This window comes from Rhizobium sp. RHZ01, assembly GCF_014851595.1.
GTDB lineage: Bacteria > Pseudomonadota > Alphaproteobacteria > Rhizobiales > Rhizobiaceae > Rhizobium > Rhizobium altiplani.
Genome location: NZ_JACUZZ010000028.1, coordinates 36,679 through 62,891 on the forward strand (window position 1 = coordinate 36,679; position 26,213 = coordinate 62,891).

Here is a 26,213-nt window from a genome sequence, read left to right on the forward strand (position 1 = left end):
AGCCCGGCGCGCGTCGGGCTTCTTTTGTTTCTGGCTTCAGAGCGCTGTGTAGATCGCGTCGCGCAGATCCACCGTAAACTGCCCCCACATCCCCTCCAGTGCCGTATTCGTCAGCGCCACGACACTCAGGTTCTTTGTGGGATCGACAAACCAGCTGTGGCCGTAGGCGCCGCCCCAGCGGATCGTCCCCTTCGACCACGGCACCTGTGCGGCGACCGGATCGGTCACCACCGCCCAGCCGAAGCCGAAGCCGACGCCCGGATCGAGAGGCTGGCGCACGCCGTTCGCCTGATCCGCCATCATGGTCTTGACCGTCTCGGACGAGAGAAGCGGCGCGCCACCCTTGCGGATCGTCTCCAGAACCGCCAACACCTCGCCTGCCGTTCCCGCCATGCCGGCGCCGCCGGAATGATAGGAGTTCGGATCGAAGATGCGGTCCGGCGCGAAACGCACGAAACCGGTCAGCGCCCGCACGGACGCTTCCTTGCCCATCCGCTCCGGCTGCGGCGAGGCACTCATATAGGCGGCGGCCAGCCGATCCCGGTCGCGCACCGCAAAGGCGGTGTCAGCCAGGCCGAGTGGCTCGGTCACCAGTCTTGCCACCGCCTCGCCGAGCGAACTGCCGGTCTCTTTCTCGATGACGCCGCCGATGACATCGATGGCGAGCGAATATTGCCAGTTCGAACCGGGCGCGAAGAGAAGAGGGGCGCTCGCAAGCCGCTTCAGGTTTTCGCCAATCGGCAGGCCGGGCTGATCGAGGCCGTCGGAAATGCCGGCCCGGGCATAGGGGCCGTCTTCCTCGGTGAAGCCATAGCTGAGGCCGGATGTATGGGTGAGCAGATGCTGGATGACAATGACCGATTCCGTGCCGTCGGCAAGACGCGGGCGGAAATCCGGCAGCCATTTCGTCACTGGGTCGTCGAGGCCGATGCGGCCTTCCTCGACAAGCCGCATGGCGGCGATCGTGACGATCGGCTTGGTGATCGAGGCGAGCCGGAAGATCGTGTCCTCGGCCATGGCCTGTCCCCTTTCGCGGTCGGCCAGGCCGGCGGTGCGGCTATAGACGATATCACCGTCTTGGGCGATCAGGACCACCGCACCGACGAGGCGCTTTACGGCGATGGTGCGGTCGATCACCGCATCGAGCGCGTTCGCGAAGCCGACTGTCTGCTGTGCATCCTGGGGTTCAAGGGGAAGACTCATCGGATCGAACCTCCTATAATCACAATGACCGTTCCTGAATAAACCGGATCGAGAAATATTTCTAGAGTGACCATTGTGAAAAATAATGACGGCACACAAGATAGCGGACAAAGAAAGCGCGGCCGCCCGCCGGCCTTCGATCGCGAAACGGTTCTTTCGGCCGCGCGCGACGTCTTCTGGGAGCACGGCTATGACGGCAGCTCGATTGCCGATCTGACCGCCTCGATGGGGATCACCCCGCAAAGCCTCTATGCGGCGTTCCGCTCGAAGGCGGAACTCTATCGCGAGGCGTTGAATCAGTACCGGCGCATGCCGCGGCCGAATCCCGGCAATCCGTTTGAAGAAAAGATCGATACGGTGTCGACGTTCAGGCGCTTCCTCGAGACATCGGCTGCCCTATTCACCGCCCCGGAACATCCCAAGGGGTGCATGATCTCCACTGCAGTTCTGAACTGTGCTTCCGAGAGCGGGGACATTGCGCACCACGTCTCGTCGTTGCGATTGCAGACGCTTGGCCTGTTCACCGCTCGCATCGAGCGCGGCATGAAGGAAGGGGATATCAGGCAGGATGCGAACGCCGGATCGCTTGCGCGCTTCCTCGGTGCGATCGTCCAGGGCATGTCGGTACAGGCGCGTGACGGTGCCACGACTGCAGAACTGCTGGAGATGGTCGGGCACGCTATGAACGAGCTACGCCGCTACGCCGCCTAACCGGCAGCGACCACCTTGCAAAAACAAAGAAACCCGGCGGGCAACTGCACGCCGGGTTTCAAAAACTCGAGCTCGGCGCATCAGTCGTTCGCCGAAACCTTGACCCCAAGCACCTGCGGCAGCGTGTTCGGTGCGCCCATGGCAGCGCCCATGATCATCGGGAACGGAACGGGCTTCGCCGGTGCGGCGGCAAGCGTCAGGCTCTTCGGGTTGTCGAGGAAGGTGTTGACGGCTGCCGATATGGCGTTCTGCAGCTCCGGAATGTTGAGCTGTGCCAGCATGATCGGCGTCATTGCCTTCAGCGAGTCCGCCATCTGCTGGCCGGAAATGTTCTGCTGGCCACCGGCGTAGTCGAGCGCACGCTTGGTGATGGAAGCGTCGTCGAAGCGGATCCGGGCGCTCTCGAACGACAGCTGCTGCATTAGCCCGAGCATCGAGAGACCGAGGGCCTGCTGCGCCTCTTCCTTGTTCTGGTTCGCTTCGGCCTGCTTGGCGGCTTCCTGCAGAGACTTCACGAAGGGCATCGTATAGCCGGAGATCTTGAAGGCCAGGTTCAGCTTGCCGACGTTGTTGAAGTCGAAGGCGAACTCGGAAACGTCGATCGTGCCGGGCGTCAGGTCCCAGGCGCCCTTCATCGTGATGTCGCCCTGGATATGCTGGAGGGCAAGCTTCTCGATTGCTTCCTTGCTCTGTGCGTCGCTTGCCTTGCTGATATCGGCCTTCAAGCCCTTGAAGGCACCATCGAAATCGAAGCCGGAGTCATCTTCGCGAAGCGTCAGATTGAGGTCGCTTTCGGCGAGAGAGAACAATTCCTCTCCATTCTGGACAACCTTCACGGGGCCGCTGTGGGCATTTTCGTAGAGGAGCATTGCGTCGAGCCCTTCGCCCTTCGGATCCGCGGGGATCGAAATGCCGCTCAGGGTCAGGTCGGATGCCGTGAAGGTGGAGCCTTCACTCGTGGCGCTGACGTTCGGGAAGGATGCTTCCTCGACATAGTAGCTGCCATCCTCGTCTGCTTCTACGCCGGTCATGGTGATGTCGCCGATGGACACCGCTTCGCCGCTGTTTGGTTTGAAGCTTGCCTTCTTCAGCGTCACGGTGGTTCCGTTGACATCGACGCCGTCGGCAACGATCGTACCGCCCTGCTGGCTATAGGCTGCGTTGATCTTCTTCAGCAGATCCTGGCCGTCGAGCGCGAAAGCCGAGCCGGCGAGAGAAAGAAAGGCGACGCTCGAAAGCATCAGCCGTGTCGTCCGGTAAAAAGTCATTTGGGTCCTCTGGTGGCGGCGTTGTGCGGCGAGCGAGAATTCGCCGTCGGTCTATTGTGGTTGGGTCGTGGTTTATATTTGCGGATTTCTAAATTTGTGTTGAAGGGAAAACGAAACAACGACGAAATTCAGGCAAAGCGTCTCGGGTCATTCTTTTCTCGTACGCCAAGACTTCATCCACAGCCGGAATGCCCGGATTCCTTGCTCAAAACAACCATCTCGGCTAGTCAGGACATATGGGACAAGAGATTTTGCCGCCCTCTGGCGGAGACGACGACAGTATCCTTCCGGTCGATTTGAAGGCGGCGCTTGAAGAGCGTTACTTGGCCTATGCGCTATCGACGATCATGCATCGTGCGCTCCCTGACGTGCGCGACGGCCTGAAGCCGGTGCATCGCCGCATCATTCACGCCATGAGCGAAATGGGCATTCGGCCCAATTCCGCGTTCAAGAAATGTGCTCGTATCGTCGGCGATGTCATCGGTAAGTTCCATCCGCATGGCGACCAGTCTGTCTACGATGCGCTCGTGCGTCTCGCGCAGGATTTCTCACAGCGTTACCCTGTCGTCGACGGGCAGGGAAATTTCGGCAATATCGACGGCGACAGCGCTGCCGCCTATCGATACACCGAAGCGCGCATGACGGATGTGGCCGGCCTCTTGCTTGAGGGTATCGATCAGGACGCGGTCGATTTCCGCCCGACCTACAACGAGGAAGACGAAGAACCGGTCGTCCTGCCGGGCGCCTTTCCGAACCTGCTGGCGAATGGCTCGTCGGGCATTGCAGTCGGCATGGCGACGTCCATTCCGTCGCACAATGTCCACGAACTCTGCGACGCGGCCCTCCATCTCATCAAGCATCCCGATGCTACCGTCGAGAAGCTGGTCGAGTTTATTCCCGGTCCGGATTTCCCGACCGGCGGCATCATCATCGATGGCCGTGAAAGCATCATCGAGGCCTATAAGACTGGCCGTGGCGGTTTCCGTACACGCGCCAAGTGGGAGACCGAGGATCTTGGCCGCGGCGGTTATCAGATCGTCGTCACCGAAATCCCGTTCCAGGTACAGAAGTCCCGCCTGATCGAAAAGATCGCCGAACTTCTCTTGGCGCGCAAGCTGCCCTTGCTCGAGGACATTCGCGACGAGTCCGCCGAAGATGTCCGCGTCGTGCTGGTGCCGAAGAACCGGACGGTCGATCCGACGATCCTCATGGAATCGATGTTCAAGCTGACGGAACTGGAAAGCCGCTTCCCGCTGAACATGAACGTTCTCTCCATGGGCCGCATCCCGCGCGTCATGGCGTTGAACGAGGTCCTGAAGGAGTGGCTCGACCATCTCCGCGAAGTGCTGCAGCGCCGCTCGCGCTTCCGCCTGGCGGCCATTGACCGCCGCTTGGAAATCCTCGGCGGCTTGCTGATCGCCTACCTCAACATCGATGAGGTCATTCGCATCATCCGCGAAGAGGACGAGCCGAAGCCGGTGATGATCGCGCGCTGGTCCCTGACCGACAATCAGGTCGAAGCGATCCTCAACATGCGGCTGCGGTCGTTGCGCAAGCTCGAGGAGTTCGAGATTCGCACCGAGTTCGACGAACTCACCAAGGAGAAGGGCGAGATCGAGGCACTGCTGGCATCGGAAGAAAAGCAGTGGCAGACCGTCGCCTGGGAAATCGGCGAAGTGAAGAAGAAGTTCGCCAAGGCGACCGAGCTCGGTCGTCGCCGCACCCAGTTCGCCGACGCGCCGGAAGCCGACGAGCAGGCTATCCAGCAGGCGATGATCGAGAAGGAGCCGATCACCGTCGTCGTCTCCGAAAAGGGCTGGATACGCGCTCTGAAGGGGCACATCTCCGACACCGCGACCCTGACCTTCAAGGAAGGCGACGCGCTGAAGGTTGCCTTCCCTGCGCAGACGACCGACAAGATCCTGATCATCACCACCGGTGGCAAGGCCTACACACTTGGCGGCGACAAGCTGCCCGGCGGTCGAGGTCATGGCGAACCGCTGCGCATCATGATCGATATGGACAACGATCAGGACGTCCTGACCGCCTTCGTTCACGATCCTGCCCGCAAGCAGATGATCGTCTCGACGGCGGGCAACGGCTTCGTTGTTGCCGAGACCGACATGGTCGCCAATACCCGCAAGGGCAAGCAGATAATGAATGTCTCCATGCCTGATGAGACGAAGCTGATCGTTCCCGTCAGTGGCGACTATATCGCTGTCGTCGGCGACAATCGCAAACTGCTCGTCTTCCCGCTGTCGCAGGTCCCGGAAATGGGTCGCGGCAAGGGCGTCCGCCTGCAGCGCTACAAGGATGGCGGCATTTCCGACGTACGCTGCTTCGCAATATCAGACGGCCTCGTCTGGGAAGACAGCGCGGGCCGCACCTTCACGAAGAACAAGGACGAGCTTGCCGAATGGCTTGGCGATCGTGCCACCGCTGGTCGGACCGTTCCGAAAGGCTTCCCGCGCAGCGGTAAGTTTGCCGGCTAAGCGAAAATAATTCTGCGCCTCGCTCTTGGCGAGCGGGGCAACTCCTCTACTTCTGGCCAGTAATCACAACATGGACAGACGTCATTCCGCAGGCGGACGGAATGATCGAGTGTGGTGCTCCTGGAGAGTGCCATGTCCGATCACGGAGGATTGTTGATGAGTGCTTGCAATACCATCACTTTGAACGTTGCGCATACATTCAATGCCTCGCCCTGCGCCGTCTACGACGCATGGCTGAACCCTCAGATCGCCAAACGCTTCCTTTTCGCAAGCGACGAAGGCCGCGTTATCCGAGCCGACATCGATCCAAAGGTCGGCGGACATTTTCTCGTCATCGACCGACGTCCGACAGGCGATGCGGTGCATTACGGCGTATTTCTCGAATTGCGCCGACCGCGGCGGATGGTCTTCTGCTTCTCGGCAGCCGAGCATGATCACAATGCGGATCGAATACAGATCGACATCGAACCGCTCGCCGAAGGCACGCGGTTGACGCTCTCGCACGAAATGTGCGCCCAATGGGGCCAGTTCGAAGAAGAGACGCGGAAGGGCTGGGTCCACGTCATGCAGGGGCTCGAGCGCGAACTCGATGCGATGCAGGTGGTCAGTGTGCCAGAGATTGTCGCGCAGGCTTCCGCCGAACCATCCAAAGCGAGTGCAGCATAATCGCGCAGACCAGGATCGTGCCGCCTACGAGCGTCATCGTCGGTGGGGCTTCCGCGAAGATCAGCCATATCCAGATCGGAGCCAGGATGGTTTCGAGCAGATAGAACATGCCGACTTCGGGCGCGGAGAGATAGCGTGGTCCGGTAGCTAGGCACCAAAAGGCGACCGGCATCAGAAGCGTACCGTTGAGGATGATCCAGGCGGGATGCTCTATGGCTAGCCCGACCGGCAGGGCCTTTGCAAAGCCGAGGGCCGCCGGCAGGGCGGCGGCAAGCAAGGGCACGAAGCCCATTTCCCGACGCGACGCCCGGGCAATGGTTATCGCCGATGCGAGGATAAAGGCGCTGAGAAGTGCCATGGCATCGCCGAAGAGATGGCCGCCGGCCAATCCATCATGCACGATCAGGCCAACACCGAACACCATGACCGCCATGGTGACGAGCGTGGATGCCGTAGGACGTTCCTTGAGAAAAATCCATGACAAGAGAGCGCCGAACATCGGATTGAACGCGACGATAAAAACCACATTGGCCGTCGCCGTGTTGAAGACGGCAAGCAGGAAGGTCAGCGTCGAGCAGCCGTAGAGCAGTCCCGTCGCAAGGCCGTGCCTGCCGGGCACGAGCACGGGCCATGCTCCCTTGGCGTATCTGATAAGACAGATCACCAGCAGCGCGGCGGCGACCGTCGTGATGCTGCGCATGCCCAGGATCGACCACATGTCGCCGTGAGCAAGCCGCACCAGTGGAATGTCCATGGAAAGAGCCAAGCCGCCGATTGCCGTCAGCAGCAGGCCTTTCCGATGATCGGAAAGGGAGGGGAGGAGCATTTAGTAGCGCGGGCTTTCGGGCAATACGGAGGGATCGAAACGTTCCCAGCCGCGCGAAGTCAGATGCTCCTGCGGCTGGAAGCGAGTCTTGTAGTCCATTTTCCTCGACCCTTGAACCCAGTAGCCAAGGTAGACGTGTGGAAGACCCAAGGCCTTTGTGCGCCTGATGTGATCAAGGATCATGAACGTGCCAAGGGAGCGGCGATCCATGTCAGGGTTGAAGTAGGAATAAACCATGGACAGGCCATCGCTCATGGTATCGGTCAGGGCGGCGGCCAAGAGCTCGCCGGTCGGGCGCTCTTCCAGGCCCGTCCCTTCCTTTCGAAGCCGATACTCGATGATTTTGGTGTTCACATGGGTGTCTTCGACCATGATGGCATAGTCGAGCACCGTCATGTCGGACATTCCGCCCTGCTGGTGGCGAAAATCGAGATAGCGTCGGAACAGCGAATATTGTTCGCTGGAAGGTTGGGCAGGGAATTCCGTGGAGATGATGTCGGCGTTCGTTGCCAGCACGCGCTTCATCGACTTCGTCGGCAGGAATTCCTGTGCGAGGATGCGCACGGAAATGCAGGCGCGGCAGGCCTCGCAGGCCGGACGATAGGCGATGTTCTGCGACCGGCGAAAGCCGCCCTGTGTCAGGATATCGTTCATCTCCGCTGCGCGGGGACCGACGAGATGCGTGAAGACCTTACGTTCCATCTCGTTGGCCAGATAGGGGCACGCAGCCGGAGCAGTCAGGTAGAACTGCGGTGATGGCGTCGTCTGCGTATTCATCTGTTGCGGAGATTTCCTTTGGTTCGCTGCTTATCTGACAGGATGACTTAAGAATAAAAAACGTCAACAGCGGGGCCGTTCTCCTGCCCGATGTCGCGCGTCATACTTTTGGATATGGCGTCGAAAGGCTCCCGGCAAAGGTCGGGAGCAGCGTTTATTTTAGCTTGTGGCGAGCCTGATCAGGCGGTGCGTACCGTGACGGTGCCAACCAGAAAATCGTGGATCAACCGGCTGCGTTCGGTGAACAGGCCAACCAGCAGAATCAGCGGCGTCAGGACTGAGTTCAGGATCCAGAAAAGCGCCAGGTGAACGATGGCCGTCAGGAAGTCCATCGGCTGCCCGTCGACGCGGATGATGGCAATGCCCATTGCGCGCATGCCGAATGAGGCCTGCTGGGAACCGCCCACCGTAAAGCCGAAATACAGGCCTGCAACGATCACGAACAGCGCCGGGTAGAGAAAGAATCCGAGCCCCAGTGTGACGATCGACAGGAAGAAAAGAATGACCGCCGCCGGTATGCAGAGCAGCAGAATGATCACGTAGTCGAGGATGAATGCGAAGACACGACGGCTCAGCGTGCCGCTATAGGCGCGCCAGTCGTCCGGTGCAGCATAGAGCGGATTGGGCGTGAGCGTCATCGTTACGGTCTCCTTTCGAGAAAGCGATGCCGCTGATATGGTATCGCTTCCCTCAAATGCAATATTGGCGCGCAATCAGCGCCTGGCTAGGATTCTTGCCACCTCGACTGCAAAGTAGGTGAGGACGCCGTCGCAGCCCGCACGCTTGAACGAGAGCAGGGTTTCCAGCATGGCGCGCTCGCCGTCGATCCAGCCGTTCATCGCGGCCGCCTTGATCTGCGTGTACTCCCCCGAAACCTGATAGGCGAAGGTCGGCAGACCGAAGGCTTCCTTCATGCGCCAGCAGATGTCGAGATAGGGCAGGCCCGGCTTGACCATCAGCATGTCGGCACCTTCCTCCACGTCAAGCGCGGCGTCGCGGATGGCTTCGGTGCCGTTTGCCGGATCAATGTAGTAAGTCTTCTTGTCACCCTTGAGCAGACCGCCGGTGGAGATCGCCTCGCGGTAGGGGCCATAGAATGCCGAGGCGAATTTGGTGGCGTAGCTCATAATACCAACATTCTGGTGCCCGGCAGCGTCAAGGGCGCGGCGGATGGCGCCGATTCTGCCGTCCATCATCTCCGACGGCGAAATGATGTCAGAGCCGGCATCGGCCTGCATGACGGCCGCGCGCGCAACCTGATCGACCGTCTCGTCGTTGACGATCTCGCCCTGTCGCAGGATCCCGTCGTGGCCATGGCTCGTGAAGGGGTCAAGCGCGACGTCGGTGATGACACCGATATTGGGCACCGCCTTCTTGATTGCGATTGTCGCTTGGTTGATCAGATTGTTGGTTTCAAGACTGTTCGAGCCTGTTTCGTCGCGCAGTTCCATTTCGATGTTCGGGAAGGTCGCGATCGCAGGGATGCCGAGATCGGCCGCTTCCTTGGTGGCTTCGACCAGCCTATCCACGCTCATGCGGTTGACGCCGGGCATCGCCGGGATCGCTTCGACGATGCCCGTGCCGGGAACGACGAAAACCGGCCAGATCAGGTCGTCGACCGTCAGGCGGTTCTCCTGCACGAGGCGCCGCGTCCAATCGGCCTTGCGATTGCGGCGCATGCGCCGATGGCCGGTAATCTCGTCGACGAGATGGGTCTTGTCCTGCATGGTGGTTTCCAGCTTTCTGCCATTCCAATTGTCGAAGCGCTCATTATCATGGCGTGGCCGAAATCCAAACCGGACGATTGGCCGCAATGGAGGAGGCGCTGGCGAAGTCGCAACGGCAACCCTATTGTTTGAGACATGGACGCTGATTCTCCGACGATACCTAAGCGGACGCTGACCAGCGTTCTCTTCATCCTGTTCCTGCGGCTTGTCGCCGTTTCCTGCTTCTGGTTCGGATTGCAGTATTGGGCGATGCTCGTCGGCTATTCGCTGGTCGGGGCAGGGCGCTTCGATCTGCTCAGCCTTCCGTGGAAGGTCGCAAGCACCAGCCTCGCCGTTCTCTTCCCCGTCGCCTCTCTCGGTCTATGGCTGGCCGTCTCCTGGGGGCCGGTTATCTGGGTGCTCGCGGCAGGCGGACAGATCATCATGTACGCCTTCATGCCGGAGGTTTTCGGGTCCAACCGGCTGATCGTTTTGCTGCATGCCGCGGTCGTCCTGGTCTACCTGGGATTCCGTGTTGCGCTCTGGTACGAAAAGCGCAAGCGGCGCCGGCAGGTAAGCGTTGATTTACCCTGATACATCTAGGGTTTCCGGTAAGGCACTGTTAAGCCTGCGGTTTAAGTAGAATTTTATTTGTATTCGATAGGGTCTGTCTCAAGGCGGGAAGAAAACCAACACCGCCAAACAAAACAGTGAGGCAGTCATCATGAACACGAAAATCAAGCCGCAGGCGGTATCGAACTTCCGTGACCAGCAGGAACAAGGCATCCGTGATCTTTACATGGAATCCCTTCATCTTGTTGAACGTCTTCACCGCCGTCTCCTCGACGTCATCAAGGACGAGTTCGACCGCCAGGGTCGCAGCGACGTCAATGCCGTCCAGGCACTTCTTCTCTTCAACATCGGCAACTCCGAGCTCACCGCCGGCGAACTTCGCTCCCGCGGTTACTACCTGGGTTCCAACGTTTCCTACAACGTCAAGAAGCTTGTCGATCTCGGCTTCATCAACCATCAGCGCTCGCGCATCGACCGTCGCTCGGTCCGCATCAGCCTGACGGAAGCGGGTCAGGACATCGCTGAAACCGTCGCCAAGCTCTATGAACGTCACGTCGGCTCGATCGACAAGGTTGGCGGCATCGGCTCCGACGAATTCACGCAGATGAACAAGCTGCTTACCCGTCTGGACCGCTTCTGGAACGACCAGATCCTCTATCGCCTGTAATCTCGTAAGCCAACTTCCCTGCTGGCTTATCGGACCTCCAAGGCACGAAAGGGCGCAACGGTATTCCGTAGCGCCTTTTCGCCGTTAGCAGCGTCTAGCTGCCGGGCTGCGTACTCGGTCGCCGACTTGGACAATGACCTCCGCGACGAGCTTGGGGTTTCCCGGGAATCACGCGACGCGGTCGCGACGTCAGCTCTATTTGTTGCAGGCAGTGGGCGGACCGGACGCGCGTAATCCGCGCCTTGTCTGCGAGGTCGTGACATCTTTGCAACGCATGGCAGGCAAGCATAATCGACTGTATTCAAGCCGTTTTTTAGCCGCTATTAACCGCCACATTTCTGTGGATGGATATGGTTCTTTGCGCATCGCCCGCGACCGACGGTTGAGTGTGGTGCAGGGCGACACGAATTGGCCATATTAGCATGTCAGCGGAAATACACGGCAAAGGGCGCTTCCCAAATTGAGGTCTGACAACCTCGCGCTCCCTGCTCGCAATCATGTGATCGCCGGCAGAGAGATTGTGCGATGCGCCGTAGCGACGGGTTGATAGAGAGATCTGCGTTCTCGCAGGGATAGCGAAGGCTGCCGGTCTCTCAAGCGGCGGCAATTTAGTGGTTGGGATGAATGTCGAAGAAAATCGGTACTGAAGCTTTCTCTCGTCGGGCGTTTCTGACGTCTGCGGCAATGGTTGGCGCGGGCGCATTGGCGGCCCCCGCACTCGCGCAATCGGCGATCGACTCGCTCATTAATGCTCCACAACGCGGCGATTGGGACGATCAGTTCGATGCGAAGGCTGCGTCCCGCACCGCAACGGCTGTCGTTTCCAACACGCCGATTCTCGGGCCGCAGTCGGTGCCGAGCATCCAGCAGGCAATCGCCCAGTATCAGCAGATCGCTTCGGCTGGCGGTTGGCCCGAAGTCAGCCCAAGCCAGCAGCGCTTGCAGATCGGCGTGACCGACCCGGCCGTCCAGAGCCTTCGCCAGCGTCTTGCCATCACAGGCGACCTACCGCGCGAGGCTGGCATGTCTTCGGCGTTTGATTCCTATGTCGACGGCGCCGTCAAGCGCTTCCAGGCGCGCCACGGCCTTCCGGCCGACGGCGTCATCGGCGAGTTCACCTTGAAGGCCATGAACATTCCGGCCGATGTTCGTCTGCAGCAGCTGAACACCAACCTCATCCGCATCCAGACCTTCCCGGAAGAGCTCGGACGCCGCCACGTGATGGTTAACATTCCGGCCGCCTACGTCGAGGCCGTGGAAGACGGCAGCGTTGCGACGCGCCACGCTGCGGTCGTTGGCCGTCTCAGCCGTCCGACGCATCTCGTCAACTCGAAGATCTACGAAGTTATCCTCAATCCTTATTGGACGGCACCGCGCTCGATCGTCGAAAAAGACATCGTACCGCTGATGCGCAAGGACCCGACCTATCTCGAGAAGAATGCCATTCGCCTGATCGACGGAAAGGGCAACGAGGTGGCGCCGGAAACGGTGGACTGGAATGCCGAGAAGGCTCCGAATTTCATGTTCCGTCAGGACCCGGGCAAGATCAACGCCATGGCGTCCACGAAGATCAACTTCTACAACAAGAACGGCGAGTATATGCATGACACGCCGCAGCAGGGTCTCTTCAACAAGCTGATGCGCTTTGAGTCCTCGGGCTGTGTTCGCGTCCAGAACGTTCGCGATCTGACGACGTGGCTGCTGCGCGAGACCCCGCCGTGGTCGCGTCAGCAGATGGAGCAGGTCATCACGACCCGCGTCAACACGCCGATCAAGCTCGCCGAAGAAGTGCCGGTTTACTTCGTCTACATTTCCGCCTGGGGCATGCCGGATGGCGTCGTGCAGTTCCGCGACGATATCTATCAGCTCGACGGCAACGCCGAGCTTGCGCTCGACACGACCGCAACCACGGAGCAGCCGGTTCAATAAGTCAATTGGATCGCGTTTGATTTTGAAGAAACCGCGCCTCTCTGGCGCGGTTTTTTGTTGTCCTGTCGGGCATAGAACGCGCGGCGCGTAGATTGCCTAGCAAATGTCGTTCTCCGTATTGCCCTTGAAAGGGCGGGGCGCTAATACCTTCGCGCATTCCAGTTGAGGAGCCCGCTCATGACCAATGCCTCCACCCAGACCTTCTTCAATCGCTCGCTTGCCGATACCGATCCGGAAATCTTCAGCGCGATTGGCAAGGAACTCGGCCGCCAGCGGCACGAGATCGAACTCATCGCCTCGGAAAACATCGTTTCCCGCGCGGTGCTGGAAGCCCAGGGCTCCATCATGACGAACAAGTATGCCGAAGGCTATCCGGGCAAGCGCTACTATGGCGGCTGCCAGTTCGTCGATATCGCTGAAGAACTGGCGATCGAACGCGCCAAGAAGCTCTTCGGTGTCAACTTCGCCAACGTTCAGCCGAACTCCGGTTCGCAGATGAACCAGGCCGTGTTCCTTGCACTGCTGCAGCCGGGCGACACCTTCATGGGCCTCGACCTCAACTCGGGCGGTCACCTGACGCACGGTTCCCCGGTCAACATGTCCGGCAAGTGGTTCAACGTCGTGTCCTATGGCGTGCGCGAAGGCGACAACCTGCTCGACATGGACGAAGTTGCCCGCAAGGCCGAAGAGCATAAGCCGAAGCTGATCATCGCCGGCGGCACCGCTTACTCCCGCATCTGGGACTGGAAGCGCTTCCGCGAGATCGCTGACTCGGTCGGCGCCTACCTGATGGTCGACATGGCGCACATCGCCGGTCTCGTCGCCGGTGGCCAGCATCCGTCGCCGTTCCCGCACTGCCACGTTGCCACGACGACGACCCACAAATCGCTGCGTGGTCCCCGCGGTGGCGTGATCCTGACGAACGACGAAGATCTGGCGAAGAAGTTCAACTCGGCCGTATTCCCCGGTCTGCAGGGTGGTCCGCTGATGCACATCATCGCCGCCAAGGCCGTCGCCTTCGGTGAAGCGCTGGAGCCGGAGTTCAAGGACTACGCCGCGCAGGTCGTCAAGAACGCCAAGGCGCTTGCGGAAACCCTGATCGCCGGCGGCCTCGATGTCGTCTCCGGCGGCACCGACAACCACCTGATGCTCGTCGATCTTCGCAAGAAGAACGCGACCGGCAAGCGTGCCGAAGCAGCCCTCGGCCGCGCCTACATCACCTGCAACAAGAACGGCATCCCGTTCGACCCTGAGAAGCCATTCGTAACTTCGGGTGTGCGCCTCGGCGCGCCAGCCGGCACGACGCGTGGCTTCAAGGAAGCGGAATTCAAGGAAATCGGCAACCTCATCGTTGAGGTTCTCGACGGCTTGAAGGTCGCCAACTCCGACGAGGGGAACGCAGCCGTGGAAGCAGCCGTTCGCGGCAAGGTGGTCGAGCTGACCAACCGCTTCCCAATGTATGATTACATGGGCTAAGGATAGCGCATGCGCTGCCCATTCTGCGGATCGGAAGACACACAGGTCAAGGATTCACGCCCGGCGGAGGACAATACGTCCATCCGCCGCAGGCGTATTTGTCCCGATTGCGGCGGTCGTTTCACGACCTTCGAGCGCGTGCAGCTGCGCGAGCTGATGGTGTCGAAGAAGACCGGCCGCAAGGTACCGTTCGACCGCGACAAGTTGGTGCGATCTTTCGAGATCGCACTGCGCAAGCGTCCCGTCGACCGCGACCGCATCGAACGTGCGGTATCCGGCATCGTTCGACGGCTTGAAAGCTCCGGCGAAGTCGAGATCAGCTCCGAGCAGATCGGCCTTCAGGTGTTGGAAGCATTGAAGAGCCTAGATGATGTTGGCTTCGTTCGCTATGCCTCTGTCTATCGGGATTTTTCGCATGCCGAGGATTTCGAGAAAGTCATTTCCGAGATCAACGCCAAGATCGCCCGCGATCCCCTGGACAACTAGCTCATGAGCGCTTCGGAAGACGACGCGCGTTTCATGGAAGAGGCGATCCGCCTGGGTCTCCTGCATCTCGGCCAGACATCTACCAATCCTTCCGTCGGCTGCGTGATCGTGCGTGACGGTCAGATCGTCGGCCGTGCAGTGACGGCAGTCGGCGGGCGTCCCCATGCCGAACCGCAGGCCCTGGCCGAAGCCGGCGAACTGGCGCGCGGCGCCACCGCCTATGTCACGCTCGAACCCTGCTCGCATTACGGCAAGACACCACCCTGCGCGGAGGCGCTGATTGCCTACGGCATTGGTCGTGTGGTGATAAGCGTCACCGATCCGGATCCGCGTGTCTCGGGCAGGGGCATTGCCATGCTGCGCGATGAGGGGATCGAGGTCGAGTCAGGAATTCTCGAAAAGGAAGGCAAGCGTTCGCTTGCTGCTTACCTCACACGGCAGACGAAGAACCGGCCCTATGTGACTCTCAAGCTTGCGGTTTCCGCTGACGGCATGATCGGAAAAAAGGGCGAGGGGCAGATTGCGATCACCGGGCCTGCGGCACGGGTAGAGGTGCAGAAGCTGCGCGCCGAAACCGATGCGATTCTGGTTGGGATCGGGACTGCGATCGCCGATGATCCCTTGCTCACCGTTCGCACGCCTGGACTTGAGGCCCGCTCACCGGTTCGTGTCGTGCTCGATGAAGATCTCTCTTTGCCCTTGGACAGCAAGCTGGTCGCTACGGCCAAGCAGGTGCCATTGATCGTCGTCGCGGCCGAACCGCCCCGCTTCGACAATAGCGAGGACGAGGCCTTTCTCGCACGACGAGACGCTTTGGATCAGGCTGGCGTCGAAGTGGTCCAATGCAGTCCCTACCGGCCCGACCAACTGCTGCCTGCACTAGCATCGCGCGGAATTTCTTCGCTTGTCATCGAAGGCGGCGCGCGGACGGCGAAGCTTTTCCTGGATGCCGGTTACATCGACCGCATCCTCCTCTATCAAGGCCCTGCGGTGATCGGGCAGGACGGTATTGAATCGCCGGTCCAGAAGACCGATATGCCATCGGGATTCCTGCACAGGGGCACCTTCATGTTTGGCGACGATCGCCTGGACGAATACGAAAGAGAGCTTTGATGTTTACCGGAATTGTCACCGACGTCGGCAAGATCGAATCTGTTTCCCCATTGAAGGAAGGCATCAAGCTGCGTGTCGCCACTGCCTATGATCCGGCGACCATCGACATGGGCGCCTCGATCTCGCACTCCGGTATCTGCCTGACGGTGACCGGCCTGCCCGGCGAGGGCAGCAACGGCCGCTGGTTCGAGGTCGAAGCTTGGGAAGAGGCTCTGCGCCTGACGACGATCGGGACGTGGAAGGAAGGTACCCGCATCAATCTCGAGCGCTCGCTGAAGATCGGCGACGAACTCGGCGGCCACATCGTTTCCGGTCATGTTGATGGCAAGGCCGAGATCCTCTCGGTGACGGAAGAGGGCGATGCGACGCGCTTTCGCCTGCGTGCGCCTGAGCATCTCGCCAAGTTCGTTGCACCTAAGGGCTCCATCGCTCTGGATGGCACGTCGCTCACCGTCAACGCGGTGGACGGTACCGATTTCGACGTCCTGCTGATCCGTCACACGCTTGAGGTCACGACCTGGGGCGAACGCAAGGCAGGCGACTTCGTCAATTTCGAAGTCGATACCATGGCGCGCTATGCCGCTAGGCTGGCGGAGTTCCCGACCGCGAAAGCAGAATAACCTCTCCATTATAGTTGCATCGCTGGACTTCGCGAAAGCCGAGCTTGTGCGCCAGGCGCAGCGAGGGATCGTTCCCCGGGTCGATAATGCAGGTCATTGGCTTGGAGGGGAACCGCTCTTCCGCCCAGGCGATCAGCGCCGTGAGCGCTTCGCTGGCGTAGCCGTGCCCTTGCGCGAAGGGCATCAGTCCCCAACCGGTCTCCAGAGTGCCTTCCGTGGAAACGGGGTGCATATCCCGTTTCATATCGAGGAAGCCTGCTTCCCCGATGAAACGCCCTGACTGCTTTTCCTCGATCGCCAGAAATCCGAAACCTATGTGATGCCACATGCCGGCGACACGCAGCATGCGTGCCCAGGCCTGTTCGCGGGTGGAGGGGACACCTCCGATGAAGCGCACCACCGCTTCGTCGCTCCACATCGTCATATAGTCAGAAAAATCGTCAACGGTGTGCGGACGTAGCAGCAGTCGCGCCGTCTCGATGGTAGGAATGCTGGTCATCTTGAAGTGTTCCCTCGGATGGAGGTCAAGCACCCGGCTCGCCGTCCCAGTAGTCCAGCTTGCCATGCTCGCTGCCGATAAAGCGAAAGCGGTTCGCTTGTCCCTCGTCGCGATTGGTCTTGGCGAGAAACTTTCCGGAATCGGGATATTCGACAATCTCGGTTTTCGCCATTGTCGAAATGCCGAGGTAGATCAGAGGCGTCGAACCAGTGTTGATGATCTGGTGGGCGGTCTCTTGTCCCCCGGCTGGAGCGCCGAGCGTGTCACCCTTCCGGATCGGATAGCGATCAGGACCGAAACGATATTCGCCGGTGCCTTCGATGACGAAAAACAGCTCATCCTCCACGTGATGGTTGTGGAATGGACAGCTGGATTTGCCGGGCGGGACCTCGTTGTAGCTTATGCCGAGACCTGCAAGGCCGAGAAGCGAGCCGAATGAGACATCCGTCCCTTCGTACAGATCCCCTTGCTTCCAGTGCTCAAGCTTCAAATCAGCGACGTTGATGACGGGCTTCGATACGCCGGACATTGTCTTCTCCTGTTTCCGGAGAAAAGGCATCATCCTGCGAGAAAATACAACCCGCAAAGCATCGTGACGGGCGACAGTCTTCCGCTGTCGCCCTTGACCTTATCGATAGTAGACCGTGATACCGCCGTTCGCGGCCTGATCAGCGTTGACGATGTTCCCGAGCAGCACACCTCTGGCGTTGAGCTGATGCATAAGGGGTTTGTTGACGGCAATGGCCGCACGGATCACTTGGATGTCGTGGACACTGTGTGCGGCAAATGAATTGGGCGCTCCGATATTTTTCGAACTGCCGTGGTCGGCCACCTGCCGAATATCGAGATTTGCGCCGCTGAAGCTGCGGAGCGTTCGTTCGATGCCCGACGGGGTCGTCATGTCGAGACTTTCGGCACGGCTGGCATCTGCAAAGGCAAGGGTAGCGACTGCGGAGGCGATGGCTGCAATGCGATTCATGGGGTATCCTTTCATCTGCTCTGACGATCGACCGTCGGCAGTGGATCGTCAGCGTTACGCAGATGAAATTGGTAATCGGGTCATCCGCCTTCAATTCATAAGTATCTGGAATTTAGTCACATATTGTTCATGCGAATTGCCCTTCATTTGCCATCTTCGAGGCGCCGGTCCGACGCCGGCACAAAATGACGCAAGAATTGCCCGCTCCGCCGTTGCCGGGATTCCGGATTCGGCATCCAACCATGGTCGGAATTTGCTTGCCATTCGGGTCGCGGCGTGTTTTGACCGCGGCCTGCCGAATGGTGAAGTCCTCTAGCTACTGAAGGTGAAGCATGGCGCGAGAAACCGCTCCCCACATTTTGATCGTCGAAGCACGCTTCTACGACGACATGGCCGATGCCCTGCTTGAAGGCGCGACCTTCGCCTTGAAAGAGGCGGGCGCGACCTATGAGGTCGTCACCGTTCCGGGCGCTCTCGAGATTCCGGCGGCGATTGCCATGGCGCTCGACGGAGCAGATAATGAGGGCACGCAGTATGATGGGTACGTCGCCCTCGGTATGGTCATCCGCGGCGAGACCTACCATTTCGATATCGTGTCGAACGAATCCTCTCGCGCGCTGATGGATCTGGCCGTGAGCGAATCCCTTGCCATTGGTAATGGCATTCTGACTGTTGAGAATGACGATCAGGCCTGGGCTCGCGCCCGCCGTTCGGACAAGGACAAGGGCGGATTTGCCGCCCGCGCAGCTCTTACGATGATAGAGCTGAAGAAGAAGTTGGGTGCATAACGAATGAACAACGAGAACTCGGAGCGTCCGGTCAAGGCTGCAAACCAGCGAGGTGCTGCGCGCCTTGCTGCCGTTCAGGCGCTCTACCAGATGGATATTGGCGGCACCGGCGTGCTGGAGATCGTGGCTGAATACGAGGCGCATCGCCTGGGCCAGGAACTTGACGGTGAGACCTATTTGAAGGCCGACCCCTCCTGGTTCCGCTCGATCGTATCAGGCGTCGTGCGGGAGCAGCGTCGCCTTGACCCAATGATTGCGTCCGCCTTACAGGACGACTGGGCGCTGTCGCGTCTCGATAGCACGGTCCGCGCGATCCTCCGTGCCGGCGTCTTCGAGATTCTCGAACGCAAGGATGTTCCCGTTGCGGTCATCGTGACGGAATACGTCGAAATCGCTCAGGCCTTCTTCAGCGACGATGAGCCGAAGCTCGTCAACGCCGTGCTTGACCGCATCGCAAAGCAGGTGCGCGGCGAAGCCAAGAAGTAGCGTTCTGCCGGGTCGGCAGGCCCGACCTCCAAGAATCCTCCGTTCCCATTGTGCTGCAAGGGCTTTTGGCTCTTACGGGCTTGACGCGCCGTTTTCCTCCACGCAATCTCCGCCCGGCGTTGCAGCATTTCTGTGGGAGGAAATCGAGTCGGCGTATTCGCAGCCGGAGAGGGAGTGAGCTCCGGCTCTTTTGGAGGAAAGAGCGAAATGAGCATTCTTTTATGGGTAATAGCATGCGGTCTGCTCTCGGTGGTCTATGCCATCTGGGCAACCCGGTCGGTGCTTGCCGCCGATCAGGGTAACAAGCGCATGCAGGAAATTGCAGGCTATATTCGTGAGGGTGCGCAGGCCTATCTGACGCGCCAGTATAAGACCATCGCAATCGTCGGCATCGTCGTTTTCATTGCAGCCTGGCTGCTGCTCTCCGGCACGGCTGCAATCGGCTTCCTCATCGGCGCTGTTCTGTCAGGCGCTGCTGGCTTCATCGGCATGCATGTCTCGGTGCGCGCCAATGTTCGCACGGCGCAGGCGGCATCCCAGAGCCTGGCCGCCGGACTTGAGATTGCATTCAAGTCGGGTGCCATCACCGGGCTTCTGGTGGCCGGTCTCGCGCTCCTTGGCGTGTCGATCTACTACTACGTGCTGACTGTCGTGCTTGGGCACGAAGGCAGCTCTCGCGAAGTCATCGATTCCCTCGTCGCGCTTGGCTTCGGTGCGTCGCTGATTTCGATCTTCGCCCGTCTCGGCGGTGGCATCTTCACCAAGGGCGCTGACGTCGGCGGTGACCTCGTCGGCAAGGTCGAAGCGGGTATCCCGGAAGATGATCCGCGCAACCCCGCGACAATTGCCGATAACGTCGGCGACAACGTCGGCGATTGCGCTGGCATGGCAGCTGACCTTTTCGAAACCTACGCCGTATCCGTCGTCGCGACCATGGTTCTCGCCGCAATCTTCTTTGCCGGCGCACCCGTTCTTGAATCGGCGATGCTCTACCCGCTTGCGATCTGCGGCGCCTGCATCATCACCTCGATCATTGGTACGTTCTTTGTCAAGCTCGGCAGCAATGGCTCGATCATGGGCGCCCTTTACAAGGGTCTCATCGTCACCGGCCTGCTGTCGATCATCGGCCTTGGCGCAGCGACATCACTAACCATCGGCTGGGGTTCGATTGGCTCGGTCGGTGGCGAGGACATTACCGGCACGCATCTCTTTGTCTGCGGTCTGATCGGCCTGCTCGTCACAGCACTGATTGTTGTCATCACCGAATATTACACCGGCACCAACAAGCGCCCAGTCAATTCGATCGCCCAGGCCTCTGTGACCGGCCATGGCACGAACGTCATCCAGGGTCTTGCGGTGTCGCTGGAATCGACAGCCCTCCCGGCGATTGTCATCGTCGGCGGCATCCTGGCGACTTATCAGCTCGGCGGCCTTTTCGGCACCGGCATCGCGGTTACCGCCATGCTCGGCATTGCCGGCATGATCGTTGCTCTCGACGCTTTCGGTCCGGTGACGGACAATGCCGGTGGCATTGCGGAAATGTCCCACCTGCCGCCGGAAGTACGCAAGTCGACCGACGCGCTCGACGCAGTCGGCAATACGACGAAGGCCGTTACCAAGGGCTATGCGATCGGTTCCGCTGGCCTCGGCGCCCTGGTTCTGTTTGCGGCCTATTCCTACGACCTCAAATACTTTGCCGCCAACGGCGACAAGTACCCTTATTTTGCAGGTATTGGCGACATCTCCTTCGATCTTTCCAATCCTTACGTCGTTGCCGGACTGATCTTCGGTGGTCTCATTCCTTATCTCTTCGGTGGCATCGCGATGACCGCCGTCGGCCGCGCGGCCGGCGCAATTGTCGAAGAGGTTCGCCGTCAATTCAAGCAGAAGCCCGGCATTATGGCAGGGACCGAGCGTCCAGACTATGGCAGGGCGGTTGACCTGCTGACCAAGGCAGCCATCCGCGAGATGGTCATTCCTTCGCTTCTGCCGGTTCTTGCCCCGATCGTCGTCTACTTTGGCGTATTGATCATCTCGGGCTCGAAGGCTTCCGCTTTCGCGGCGCTGGGCGCATCGCTGCTCGGTGTTATTATCAACGGCCTGTTCGTCGCGATCTCGATGACCTCGGGTGGTGGCGCGTGGGACAATGCCAAGAAATCCTTCGAGGACGGCTTCGTCGACAAGGACGGCGTTCGCCATATGAAGGGCTCCGACGCGCATAAGGCATCGGTGACCGGCGACACGGTCGGCGACCCCTACAAGGATACGGCTGGTCCTGCCGTTAACCCGGCGATCAAGATCACCAACATCGTCGCTCTTCTGCTTCTCGCCGTCCTGGCTTGAGGCACATCGCCGAAACTAAAAACCCGCCGGAGCGATCCGGCGGGTTTTTCTTTGAGAGTTCGCTCCCGCTTTAGCGGAGGCTGGCCGGGTTCTGCGGCGAGGCCGGCTGCGAGGTGCCGCCACCGAAGAGGCCCTTCGCAGCGTTCGCCGCGCTGCCGCCCGATAGCAGCTGTTGTAGGAAGGTGAAGTCCTTGCCGCCCGTCGGGGTGACGCGGGTAATCGTATCGAAAATCTTGCCGTCCTTGAGGGTGTAGTTCGCACGGCGCGTAACGATGCCGTCCTTGTCGAAATAGATCGCCAGCACGCTCTGATCGACCACCTTCAGCTTCTGGAAGGCCATGGAGCGCTCGCGGCGCTGCGAGATGTAGTAGAAGACTTCGCCATCGAACGTCGCCGTCGTGGACGGGGTGCCGAGGGATAGGAGAACCTGCTCGCGGCTCGATCCTACTGGGACGAGATTCAGCGACTGCTCGTCGGCGACATATCCACCGTTGAGGACGGTTTGTGTCTGGCAGCCTGAAAGTCCGGCGGAGGCGATCATGATGGCAATAGCGGCATTGCTGAGGAATTTTTTGTCAGACTTGAAATACCGTTTCGTCAACGACATCTACTCCCTAAAATTATGAATGGCAGCCACCGGCCTCAGATCGCTGATGCAAAACCATTGTGGCCATTCCGGGGAGAGACATCCCGTTGGCTCATGCGGACAGAAGGGGTGCTGTCCCGAAAGTGGCCACCTTCGGCATTGCAATTCGCGCCTGCTTCGGTAAACCAGCTTTCGAAATCATGCAACAAGGCCGGACGCCGCTTGGCGCCCAGAATGAGGCCTTTCCGGAAAAAACGATGATCTTCGGGCTCTTTGGCAAGAAAAACAACAACCAGGTAATCGTAGATCGGCAATATCAGGCACTGACGTCGGCCGCACGGATGCCGGAATTCTATGAGCGCTTGAATGTCCCGGATACGGTGATGGGGCGTTTCGAGATGCTTTCGGCGGTGATGATCCTCTTCTTCCGGCGCACACGAACCTCCGGGACGAGCGGCCAGGAGATCGCGCAGGAAATCGTCGACGCCTTCTTCCAGGATATCGACTACTCCATCCGTGAATTGGGGATCGGTGACAACACGGTTCCCAAACGCATGAAGAAGCTGGCCGGCATGTTCTATGGCCGCCTGGAGGCCTACGCCAAGGCGATGGACACCGGGGATGCCGAAGGACTCGCTGCGGCGCTCGTGCGAAACATTCATCCGAAGGCGAATGAGCCGGTGGATATGCGCGGTCTCGCGGACTGGATGTTTGTTGCCGAAGACCATCTTTTGTCTCAGTCGGAGGACGTCATAGCGACAGGCTCGGCGACACTTCCGAAGGTAGCGTGAGGAAGAGACGATGAAAAACAAAAGAGACGACGTTCCGTTCTCCTACCTCGTAAATGTAGGTCATATATCGGCCAATCCTGTCGAGGTGCATCTGGAGGCCGACAAGCGCGAATTGGCAGCCCTTGCGGACAGTTGGAGTGTCCTATCGGTGGACAGCTTTGGTGCTGACCTCCAGATCGGTCGGTGGAAGCGGGATGGTGTGCGCATCAAGGGCAGGGTGCGTGCCAACATCGTCCAGTCCTGCGTCGTGACCCTCGATCCGGTCCCATCGGAGATCGACGAGAGCTTCGAGCAGATCTTCGTGCCGGAGAATTCCAAGCTTGCGCGCCGGCCCGCCAATGATGCCGGCGAAATGGTGCTGGACCCCGATGGCCCGGACCTTCCCGAAAGCTTCACCGGCGATACGATTGACGCAGGTGAGGTGGTTACGGAATTCGCAGCTCTTGCGATCGATCCCTATCCGCGCAAGCCCGGTGTGGAGTTCTCCGGTCACATAGAAGACACTGGAGAGAACGATAAAAAGCCGTCTGCCTTCGCCGTGCTGAAGGATTGGAAAAAGGACTGAGCCCCGTTGGGGATTTGACACAATTCAGTTGTAAGCGACGGGAAAACCGGTATTTTGGCCGAAATTTCGCCCGCCGGAGGCGAAAAACAAGGATCAGGGACGCGTGATCAGAATTTCTATCGACCTCATGGGTGGCGACTTTGGTCCCCAGGTTGTCATCCCCGGCGCCGCCAAGGCACTGGAAAGACATCCCGATATTTTCTTCGTGATGTATGGATTGAAGGAACAGTGCGAGCCGGTTCTCGACAGGTTTCCGAAGCTCAAGGAAAAGACCGTTTTCCACGACTGCGAGCTGGCCGTCCGCATGGACGAGAAGCCGAGCCAGGCGCTCCGTCGCGGTCGCTATATCTCCACCATGTGGCGGACGATCGAAGCGGTGAAGACGAAGGAAGCCGACGTCGCGGTGTCGGCCGGCAATACCGGCGCGCTCATGGCGATGGCCAAGTTCTGTCTGCGTACGATGGCCAATATCGAGCGGCCGGCGATCGCTGCCATCTGGCCCACCTTGAAGGGCGAGAGCATCGTTCTCGACGTGGGCGCGACGATCGGCGCGGATTCGCAGCAGTTGATGGATTTCGCGCTCATGGGCGGGGCAATGGCCCGTGCGCTGTTCGAGATCGAGCGTCCGTCGATTGGCCTGCTGAATGTCGGGGTCGAAGAGATCAAGGGCCAGGAAGAGGTGAAGGAAGCGGGGCGCCTGCTCCGTGAGGCCAACATCGACTCGCTCGAGTACTATGGCTTCGTCGAAGGCAACGACCTGGGGAAGGGTACCGTCGACGTCGTCGTGACCGAAGGCTTCTCTGGCAATATTGCTTTGAAGGCGGCCGAAGGTACAGCGCGGCAGATCGGTGAGTATCTGCGCGCTGCAATGTCGCGCACGCTGCTTGCCAAGATCGGCTACTTCTTCGCCAAGGGCGCCTTCGACATGCTGCGCGAAAAGATGGATCCGAGCCGTGTGAACGGCGGCGTCTTCCTCGGCCTCAACGGCGTCGTCATCAAGAGCCATGGCGGCGCCAATGCCGAAGGCATCGCTGCCGCCATCGAGGTCGGCTACGACATGGCCAAGAATGGCCTCAATCAGAAAATAGAAAACGATCTTCAAAAGTATCATGCCAAGCGGCTGCCCCCGATCGGGCCGGAAGCCGCATGAGCGACGGGGTTTAAGCAATATGATCCGTTCAGTTGTTCGCGGGTTCGGAGCCGCACTTCCGAAACGCGTTATGACCAATCGCGACATGGAAGATGTCGTGGACACATCGGACGAATGGATTGTCCAGCGTACGGGCATTCGCCAACGCTACATCGCGGGCGAGGGCGAGACGACATCGTCGCTCGGCGAAGCTGCGGCGCGTGCTGCGCTCGACAAGGCAAGCCTGACGCCAGCTGATATCGATCTTATCATCTGTGCCACCTCGACGCCCGACAACACATTCCCGGCGACTGCCGTCAATATCCAGAACCGCCTGGGCATGCACCATGGCTTTGCGTTCGACGTACAGGCCGTCTGCACAGGCTTCGTCTATGCTGTGACAACGGCCGACGCCTTTATCAGGGGCGGTCTCGCCAGGCGCGTGCTGGTAATCGGCGCCGAGACCTTCTCGCGCATTCTCGACTGGAACGATCGCACGACCTGTGTCCTCTTTGGCGATGGCGCCGGGGCGATCGTGCTGGAGGCTGCCGAGGGCAAGGGCACGACCGCTGATCGTGGCGTGCTGACGGCGCACCTGCGTTCCGATGGCTCCCACAAGGAGAAGCTCTATGTGGATGGCGGTCCCTCGACGACTGGCACGGTTGGCAAGCTGCGCATGGAGGGCCGCGAAGTCTTCAAATATGCAGTCGGCATGATCACTGACGTCATTCAGGCCGCCTTCGACGCCACGGGAACGACCGCCGACGATCTCGACTGGCTCGTGCCACACCAGGCCAATCGCCGTATCATCGACGGTTCCGCCAAGAAGTTGCATATTGCACCTGAGAAAGTAGTCATTACGGTTGATCTCCACGGCAACACGTCTGCCGCGTCGATTCCGCTCGCGCTGGCCACGGCCGCTGGCGACGGCCGGATCAAGGAAGGCGATCTGGTGATGTTGGAAGCGATGGGCGGCGGCTTCACCTGGGGCGCAGTACTCCTGCGCTGGTAACCCGAAAATCCAAAAAACTACCGACGAACAAGAGCTTGACCGTGAGGCGCAAGACAAATACTCTTTGTCCGCTTTCATAATATAATTGGCAAATGGGCGGGGAAACCATGACCGGAAAGACAGTGACGCGAGCAGACCTGGCGGAATCAGTTTTTCGTAAGGTCGGTCTTTCAAGAACCGAATCTGCTGAGCTCGTGGAAACTGTCATTGACGAGATTTGTAACGCGATTGTTCGCGGCGAAACCGTCAAGCTCTCGTCTTTTGCGACGTTCCAGGTGCGCGACAAGAATGAGCGCATCGGCCGCAATCCGAAGACTGGCGAGGAAGTACCGATTTCTCCCCGACGCGTCATGACCTTCAAGGCCTCCAATGTCTTGAAGACGCGGATCCTCAAGGCGCATACTCTGCGCAAGACCAAGCAGAAGGCCGCAAATCCGGCTTCCTGATTGGGCTGAGGAGAGGGAGGTCCCTCTCGCTCGACGACAACAACCTGCAATCTTCCCTGAACGATCTGTGCGGTAT

The 26,213-nt window shown here is 59.7% G+C and carries 28 protein-coding genes; 18 read left to right on the top strand and 10 right to left on the bottom strand.

The genetic code is table 11. The features are described 5' to 3' along the window. Nucleotides 1-36: 36 nt before the first annotated feature. Nucleotides 37-1,203 carry a serine hydrolase domain-containing protein gene (locus IB248_RS24480; protein ID WP_192241819.1) on the bottom strand — a complete coding sequence of 389 codons (1,167 nt, stop codon included), beginning with the start codon at nt 1,201-1,203 and terminating at the stop codon, nt 37-39. 66 nt (nt 1,204-1,269) lie between these two features. Between IB248_RS24480 and IB248_RS24485 the strand changes: the two genes are divergently transcribed. Beyond that, nucleotides 1,270-1,914, top strand: coding sequence for a TetR/AcrR family transcriptional regulator (locus IB248_RS24485; protein WP_018859187.1), 645 nt, complete (start codon nt 1,270-1,272; stop codon nt 1,912-1,914). 80 nt (nt 1,915-1,994) lie between these two features. On the opposite strand, the gene IB248_RS24490 is transcribed toward IB248_RS24485, so the two are convergent. After that, nucleotides 1,995-3,182 (bottom strand): hypothetical protein, encoded by a 1,188-nt coding sequence (locus tag IB248_RS24490; protein WP_169681042.1) that lies wholly within the window; start codon nt 3,180-3,182, stop codon nt 1,995-1,997. A gap of 236 nt (nt 3,183-3,418) precedes the next feature. Between IB248_RS24490 and parC the strand changes: the two genes are divergently transcribed. Continuing rightward, nucleotides 3,419-5,674, top strand: a complete 2,256-nt coding sequence (parC, locus tag IB248_RS24495; protein WP_169681040.1) for a DNA topoisomerase IV subunit A — start codon at nt 3,419-3,421, stop codon at nt 5,672-5,674. 132 nt (nt 5,675-5,806) lie between these two features. Then, nucleotides 5,807-6,340 carry an SRPBCC domain-containing protein gene (locus tag IB248_RS24500; protein ID WP_018116890.1) on the top strand — a complete coding sequence of 178 codons (534 nt, stop codon included), beginning with the start codon at nt 5,807-5,809 and terminating at the stop codon, nt 6,338-6,340. Here the strand turns inward: IB248_RS24500 and IB248_RS24505 are convergent. The 4 genes from IB248_RS24505 to hemB all read right to left on the bottom strand — a co-directional run bounded on the left by IB248_RS24505 (nt 6,279) and on the right by hemB (nt 9,670). Further along, nucleotides 6,279-7,166 carry a DMT family transporter gene (locus tag IB248_RS24505; RefSeq protein ID WP_018859191.1) on the bottom strand — a complete coding sequence of 296 codons (888 nt, stop codon included), beginning with the start codon at nt 7,164-7,166 and terminating at the stop codon, nt 6,279-6,281. The two genes, IB248_RS24500 and IB248_RS24505, sit on opposite strands and share 62 nt — an antisense overlap. Next, entirely contained in the window at nt 7,167-7,943 is a 777-nt protein-coding gene (locus IB248_RS24510) for an arginyltransferase (protein WP_018116892.1), read from the bottom strand. A 179-nt stretch (nt 7,944-8,122) separates the two neighbouring features. Beyond that, nucleotides 8,123-8,581: an RDD family protein gene (locus IB248_RS24515; protein ID WP_018116893.1), complete on the bottom strand. Its 459-nt coding sequence runs from the start codon at nt 8,579-8,581 to the stop codon at nt 8,123-8,125. A 75-nt stretch (nt 8,582-8,656) separates the two neighbouring features. Next, nucleotides 8,657-9,670 carry a porphobilinogen synthase gene (hemB, locus tag IB248_RS24520; RefSeq protein WP_018116894.1) on the bottom strand — a complete coding sequence of 338 codons (1,014 nt, stop codon included), beginning with the start codon at nt 9,668-9,670 and terminating at the stop codon, nt 8,657-8,659. Between the two features lie 135 nt (nt 9,671-9,805). Between hemB and IB248_RS24525 the strand changes: the two genes are divergently transcribed. From IB248_RS24525 to IB248_RS24555, 7 genes are all read left to right on the top strand, one after another. Further along, entirely contained in the window at nt 9,806-10,243 is a 438-nt protein-coding gene (locus tag IB248_RS24525) for a DUF6163 family protein (protein WP_169681039.1), read from the top strand. 130 nt (nt 10,244-10,373) lie between these two features. Beyond that, nucleotides 10,374-10,889: a MarR family winged helix-turn-helix transcriptional regulator gene (locus tag IB248_RS24530; protein ID WP_018116896.1), complete on the top strand. Its 516-nt coding sequence runs from the start codon at nt 10,374-10,376 to the stop codon at nt 10,887-10,889. 624 nt (nt 10,890-11,513) lie between these two features. Then, complete coding sequence (locus tag IB248_RS24535) at nt 11,514-12,818, top strand: L,D-transpeptidase family protein (protein ID WP_018859192.1); 1,305 nt, start codon at nt 11,514-11,516, stop codon at nt 12,816-12,818. A gap of 177 nt (nt 12,819-12,995) precedes the next feature. After that, nucleotides 12,996-14,294: a serine hydroxymethyltransferase gene (gene glyA / locus IB248_RS24540; protein WP_018859193.1), complete on the top strand. Its 1,299-nt coding sequence runs from the start codon at nt 12,996-12,998 to the stop codon at nt 14,292-14,294. A 9-nt stretch (nt 14,295-14,303) separates the two neighbouring features. Then, on the top strand, nt 14,304-14,780 hold the full coding sequence (nrdR, locus tag IB248_RS24545; RefSeq protein WP_007531462.1) for a transcriptional regulator NrdR: 477 nt from the start codon (nt 14,304-14,306) through the stop codon (nt 14,778-14,780). A 3-nt stretch (nt 14,781-14,783) separates the two neighbouring features. Then, complete coding sequence (gene ribD / locus IB248_RS24550; protein WP_169681037.1) at nt 14,784-15,893, top strand: bifunctional diaminohydroxyphosphoribosylaminopyrimidine deaminase/5-amino-6-(5-phosphoribosylamino)uracil reductase RibD; 1,110 nt, start codon at nt 14,784-14,786, stop codon at nt 15,891-15,893. Further along, nucleotides 15,893-16,513 carry a riboflavin synthase gene (locus IB248_RS24555; protein ID WP_018859195.1) on the top strand — a complete coding sequence of 207 codons (621 nt, stop codon included), beginning with the start codon at nt 15,893-15,895 and terminating at the stop codon, nt 16,511-16,513. Before ribD ends, IB248_RS24555 begins: the two co-directional genes overlap by 1 nt. Here the strand turns inward: IB248_RS24555 and IB248_RS24560 are convergent. The 3 genes from IB248_RS24560 to IB248_RS24570 all read right to left on the bottom strand — a co-directional run bounded on the left by IB248_RS24560 (nt 16,476) and on the right by IB248_RS24570 (nt 17,991). Further along, nucleotides 16,476-17,012 carry a GNAT family N-acetyltransferase gene (locus IB248_RS24560; RefSeq protein ID WP_169681033.1) on the bottom strand — a complete coding sequence of 179 codons (537 nt, stop codon included), beginning with the start codon at nt 17,010-17,012 and terminating at the stop codon, nt 16,476-16,478. The genes IB248_RS24555 and IB248_RS24560 overlap by 38 nt on opposite strands. 25 nt (nt 17,013-17,037) lie before the next feature. Then, complete coding sequence (locus IB248_RS24565; protein ID WP_018859197.1) at nt 17,038-17,541, bottom strand: cupin domain-containing protein; 504 nt, start codon at nt 17,539-17,541, stop codon at nt 17,038-17,040. Nucleotides 17,542-17,640: 99 nt separating this feature from the next. After that, complete coding sequence (locus IB248_RS24570; protein WP_169681031.1) at nt 17,641-17,991, bottom strand: hypothetical protein; 351 nt, start codon at nt 17,989-17,991, stop codon at nt 17,641-17,643. A 332-nt stretch (nt 17,992-18,323) separates the two neighbouring features. Here IB248_RS24570 and IB248_RS24575 point away from each other — a divergent pair, with 332 nt between their 5' ends. The 3 genes from IB248_RS24575 (at nt 18,324) to IB248_RS24585 (ending at nt 21,608) form a co-directional block, all read left to right on the top strand. Further along, a complete protein-coding gene (locus IB248_RS24575) occupies nt 18,324-18,779 on the top strand; it encodes a 6,7-dimethyl-8-ribityllumazine synthase (RefSeq protein ID WP_016553506.1) in 456 nt (151 codons plus the stop codon). Between the two features lie 3 nt (nt 18,780-18,782). Then, complete coding sequence (gene nusB / locus IB248_RS24580; RefSeq protein WP_018116902.1) at nt 18,783-19,265, top strand: transcription antitermination factor NusB; 483 nt, start codon at nt 18,783-18,785, stop codon at nt 19,263-19,265. Between the two features lie 207 nt (nt 19,266-19,472). Continuing rightward, on the top strand, nt 19,473-21,608 hold the full coding sequence (locus tag IB248_RS24585; protein ID WP_018859200.1) for a sodium-translocating pyrophosphatase: 2,136 nt from the start codon (nt 19,473-19,475) through the stop codon (nt 21,606-21,608). Nucleotides 21,609-21,678: 70 nt separating this feature from the next. Here IB248_RS24585 and IB248_RS24590 read toward each other — a convergent pair whose 3' ends face one another. After that, on the bottom strand, nt 21,679-22,215 hold the full coding sequence (locus IB248_RS24590) for an outer membrane protein assembly factor BamE (protein ID WP_018116900.1): 537 nt from the start codon (nt 22,213-22,215) through the stop codon (nt 21,679-21,681). Between the two features lie 179 nt (nt 22,216-22,394). Here IB248_RS24590 and IB248_RS24595 point away from each other — a divergent pair, with 179 nt between their 5' ends. From IB248_RS24595 to IB248_RS24615, 5 genes are all read left to right on the top strand, one after another. Continuing rightward, nucleotides 22,395-22,985 carry a ubiquinol-cytochrome C chaperone family protein gene (locus IB248_RS24595; protein WP_192241830.1) on the top strand — a complete coding sequence of 197 codons (591 nt, stop codon included), beginning with the start codon at nt 22,395-22,397 and terminating at the stop codon, nt 22,983-22,985. A 10-nt stretch (nt 22,986-22,995) separates the two neighbouring features. Continuing rightward, complete coding sequence (locus IB248_RS24600) at nt 22,996-23,550, top strand: DUF177 domain-containing protein (RefSeq protein WP_018116898.1); 555 nt, start codon at nt 22,996-22,998, stop codon at nt 23,548-23,550. 103 nt (nt 23,551-23,653) lie between these two features. After that, the gene (gene plsX, locus IB248_RS24605; protein ID WP_025661225.1) at nt 23,654-24,700 is read left to right on the top strand and encodes a phosphate acyltransferase PlsX; all 1,047 of its coding nucleotides are present in this window, start codon (nt 23,654-23,656) and stop codon (nt 24,698-24,700) included. Nucleotides 24,701-24,719: 19 nt separating this feature from the next. Further along, nucleotides 24,720-25,691, top strand: a complete 972-nt coding sequence (locus tag IB248_RS24610) for a beta-ketoacyl-ACP synthase III (protein WP_192241820.1) — start codon at nt 24,720-24,722, stop codon at nt 25,689-25,691. 107 nt (nt 25,692-25,798) lie between these two features. Continuing rightward, nucleotides 25,799-26,137 (top strand): integration host factor subunit alpha, encoded by a 339-nt coding sequence (locus IB248_RS24615; protein WP_007531489.1) that lies wholly within the window; start codon nt 25,799-25,801, stop codon nt 26,135-26,137. Nucleotides 26,138-26,213 lie beyond the last annotated feature (76 nt).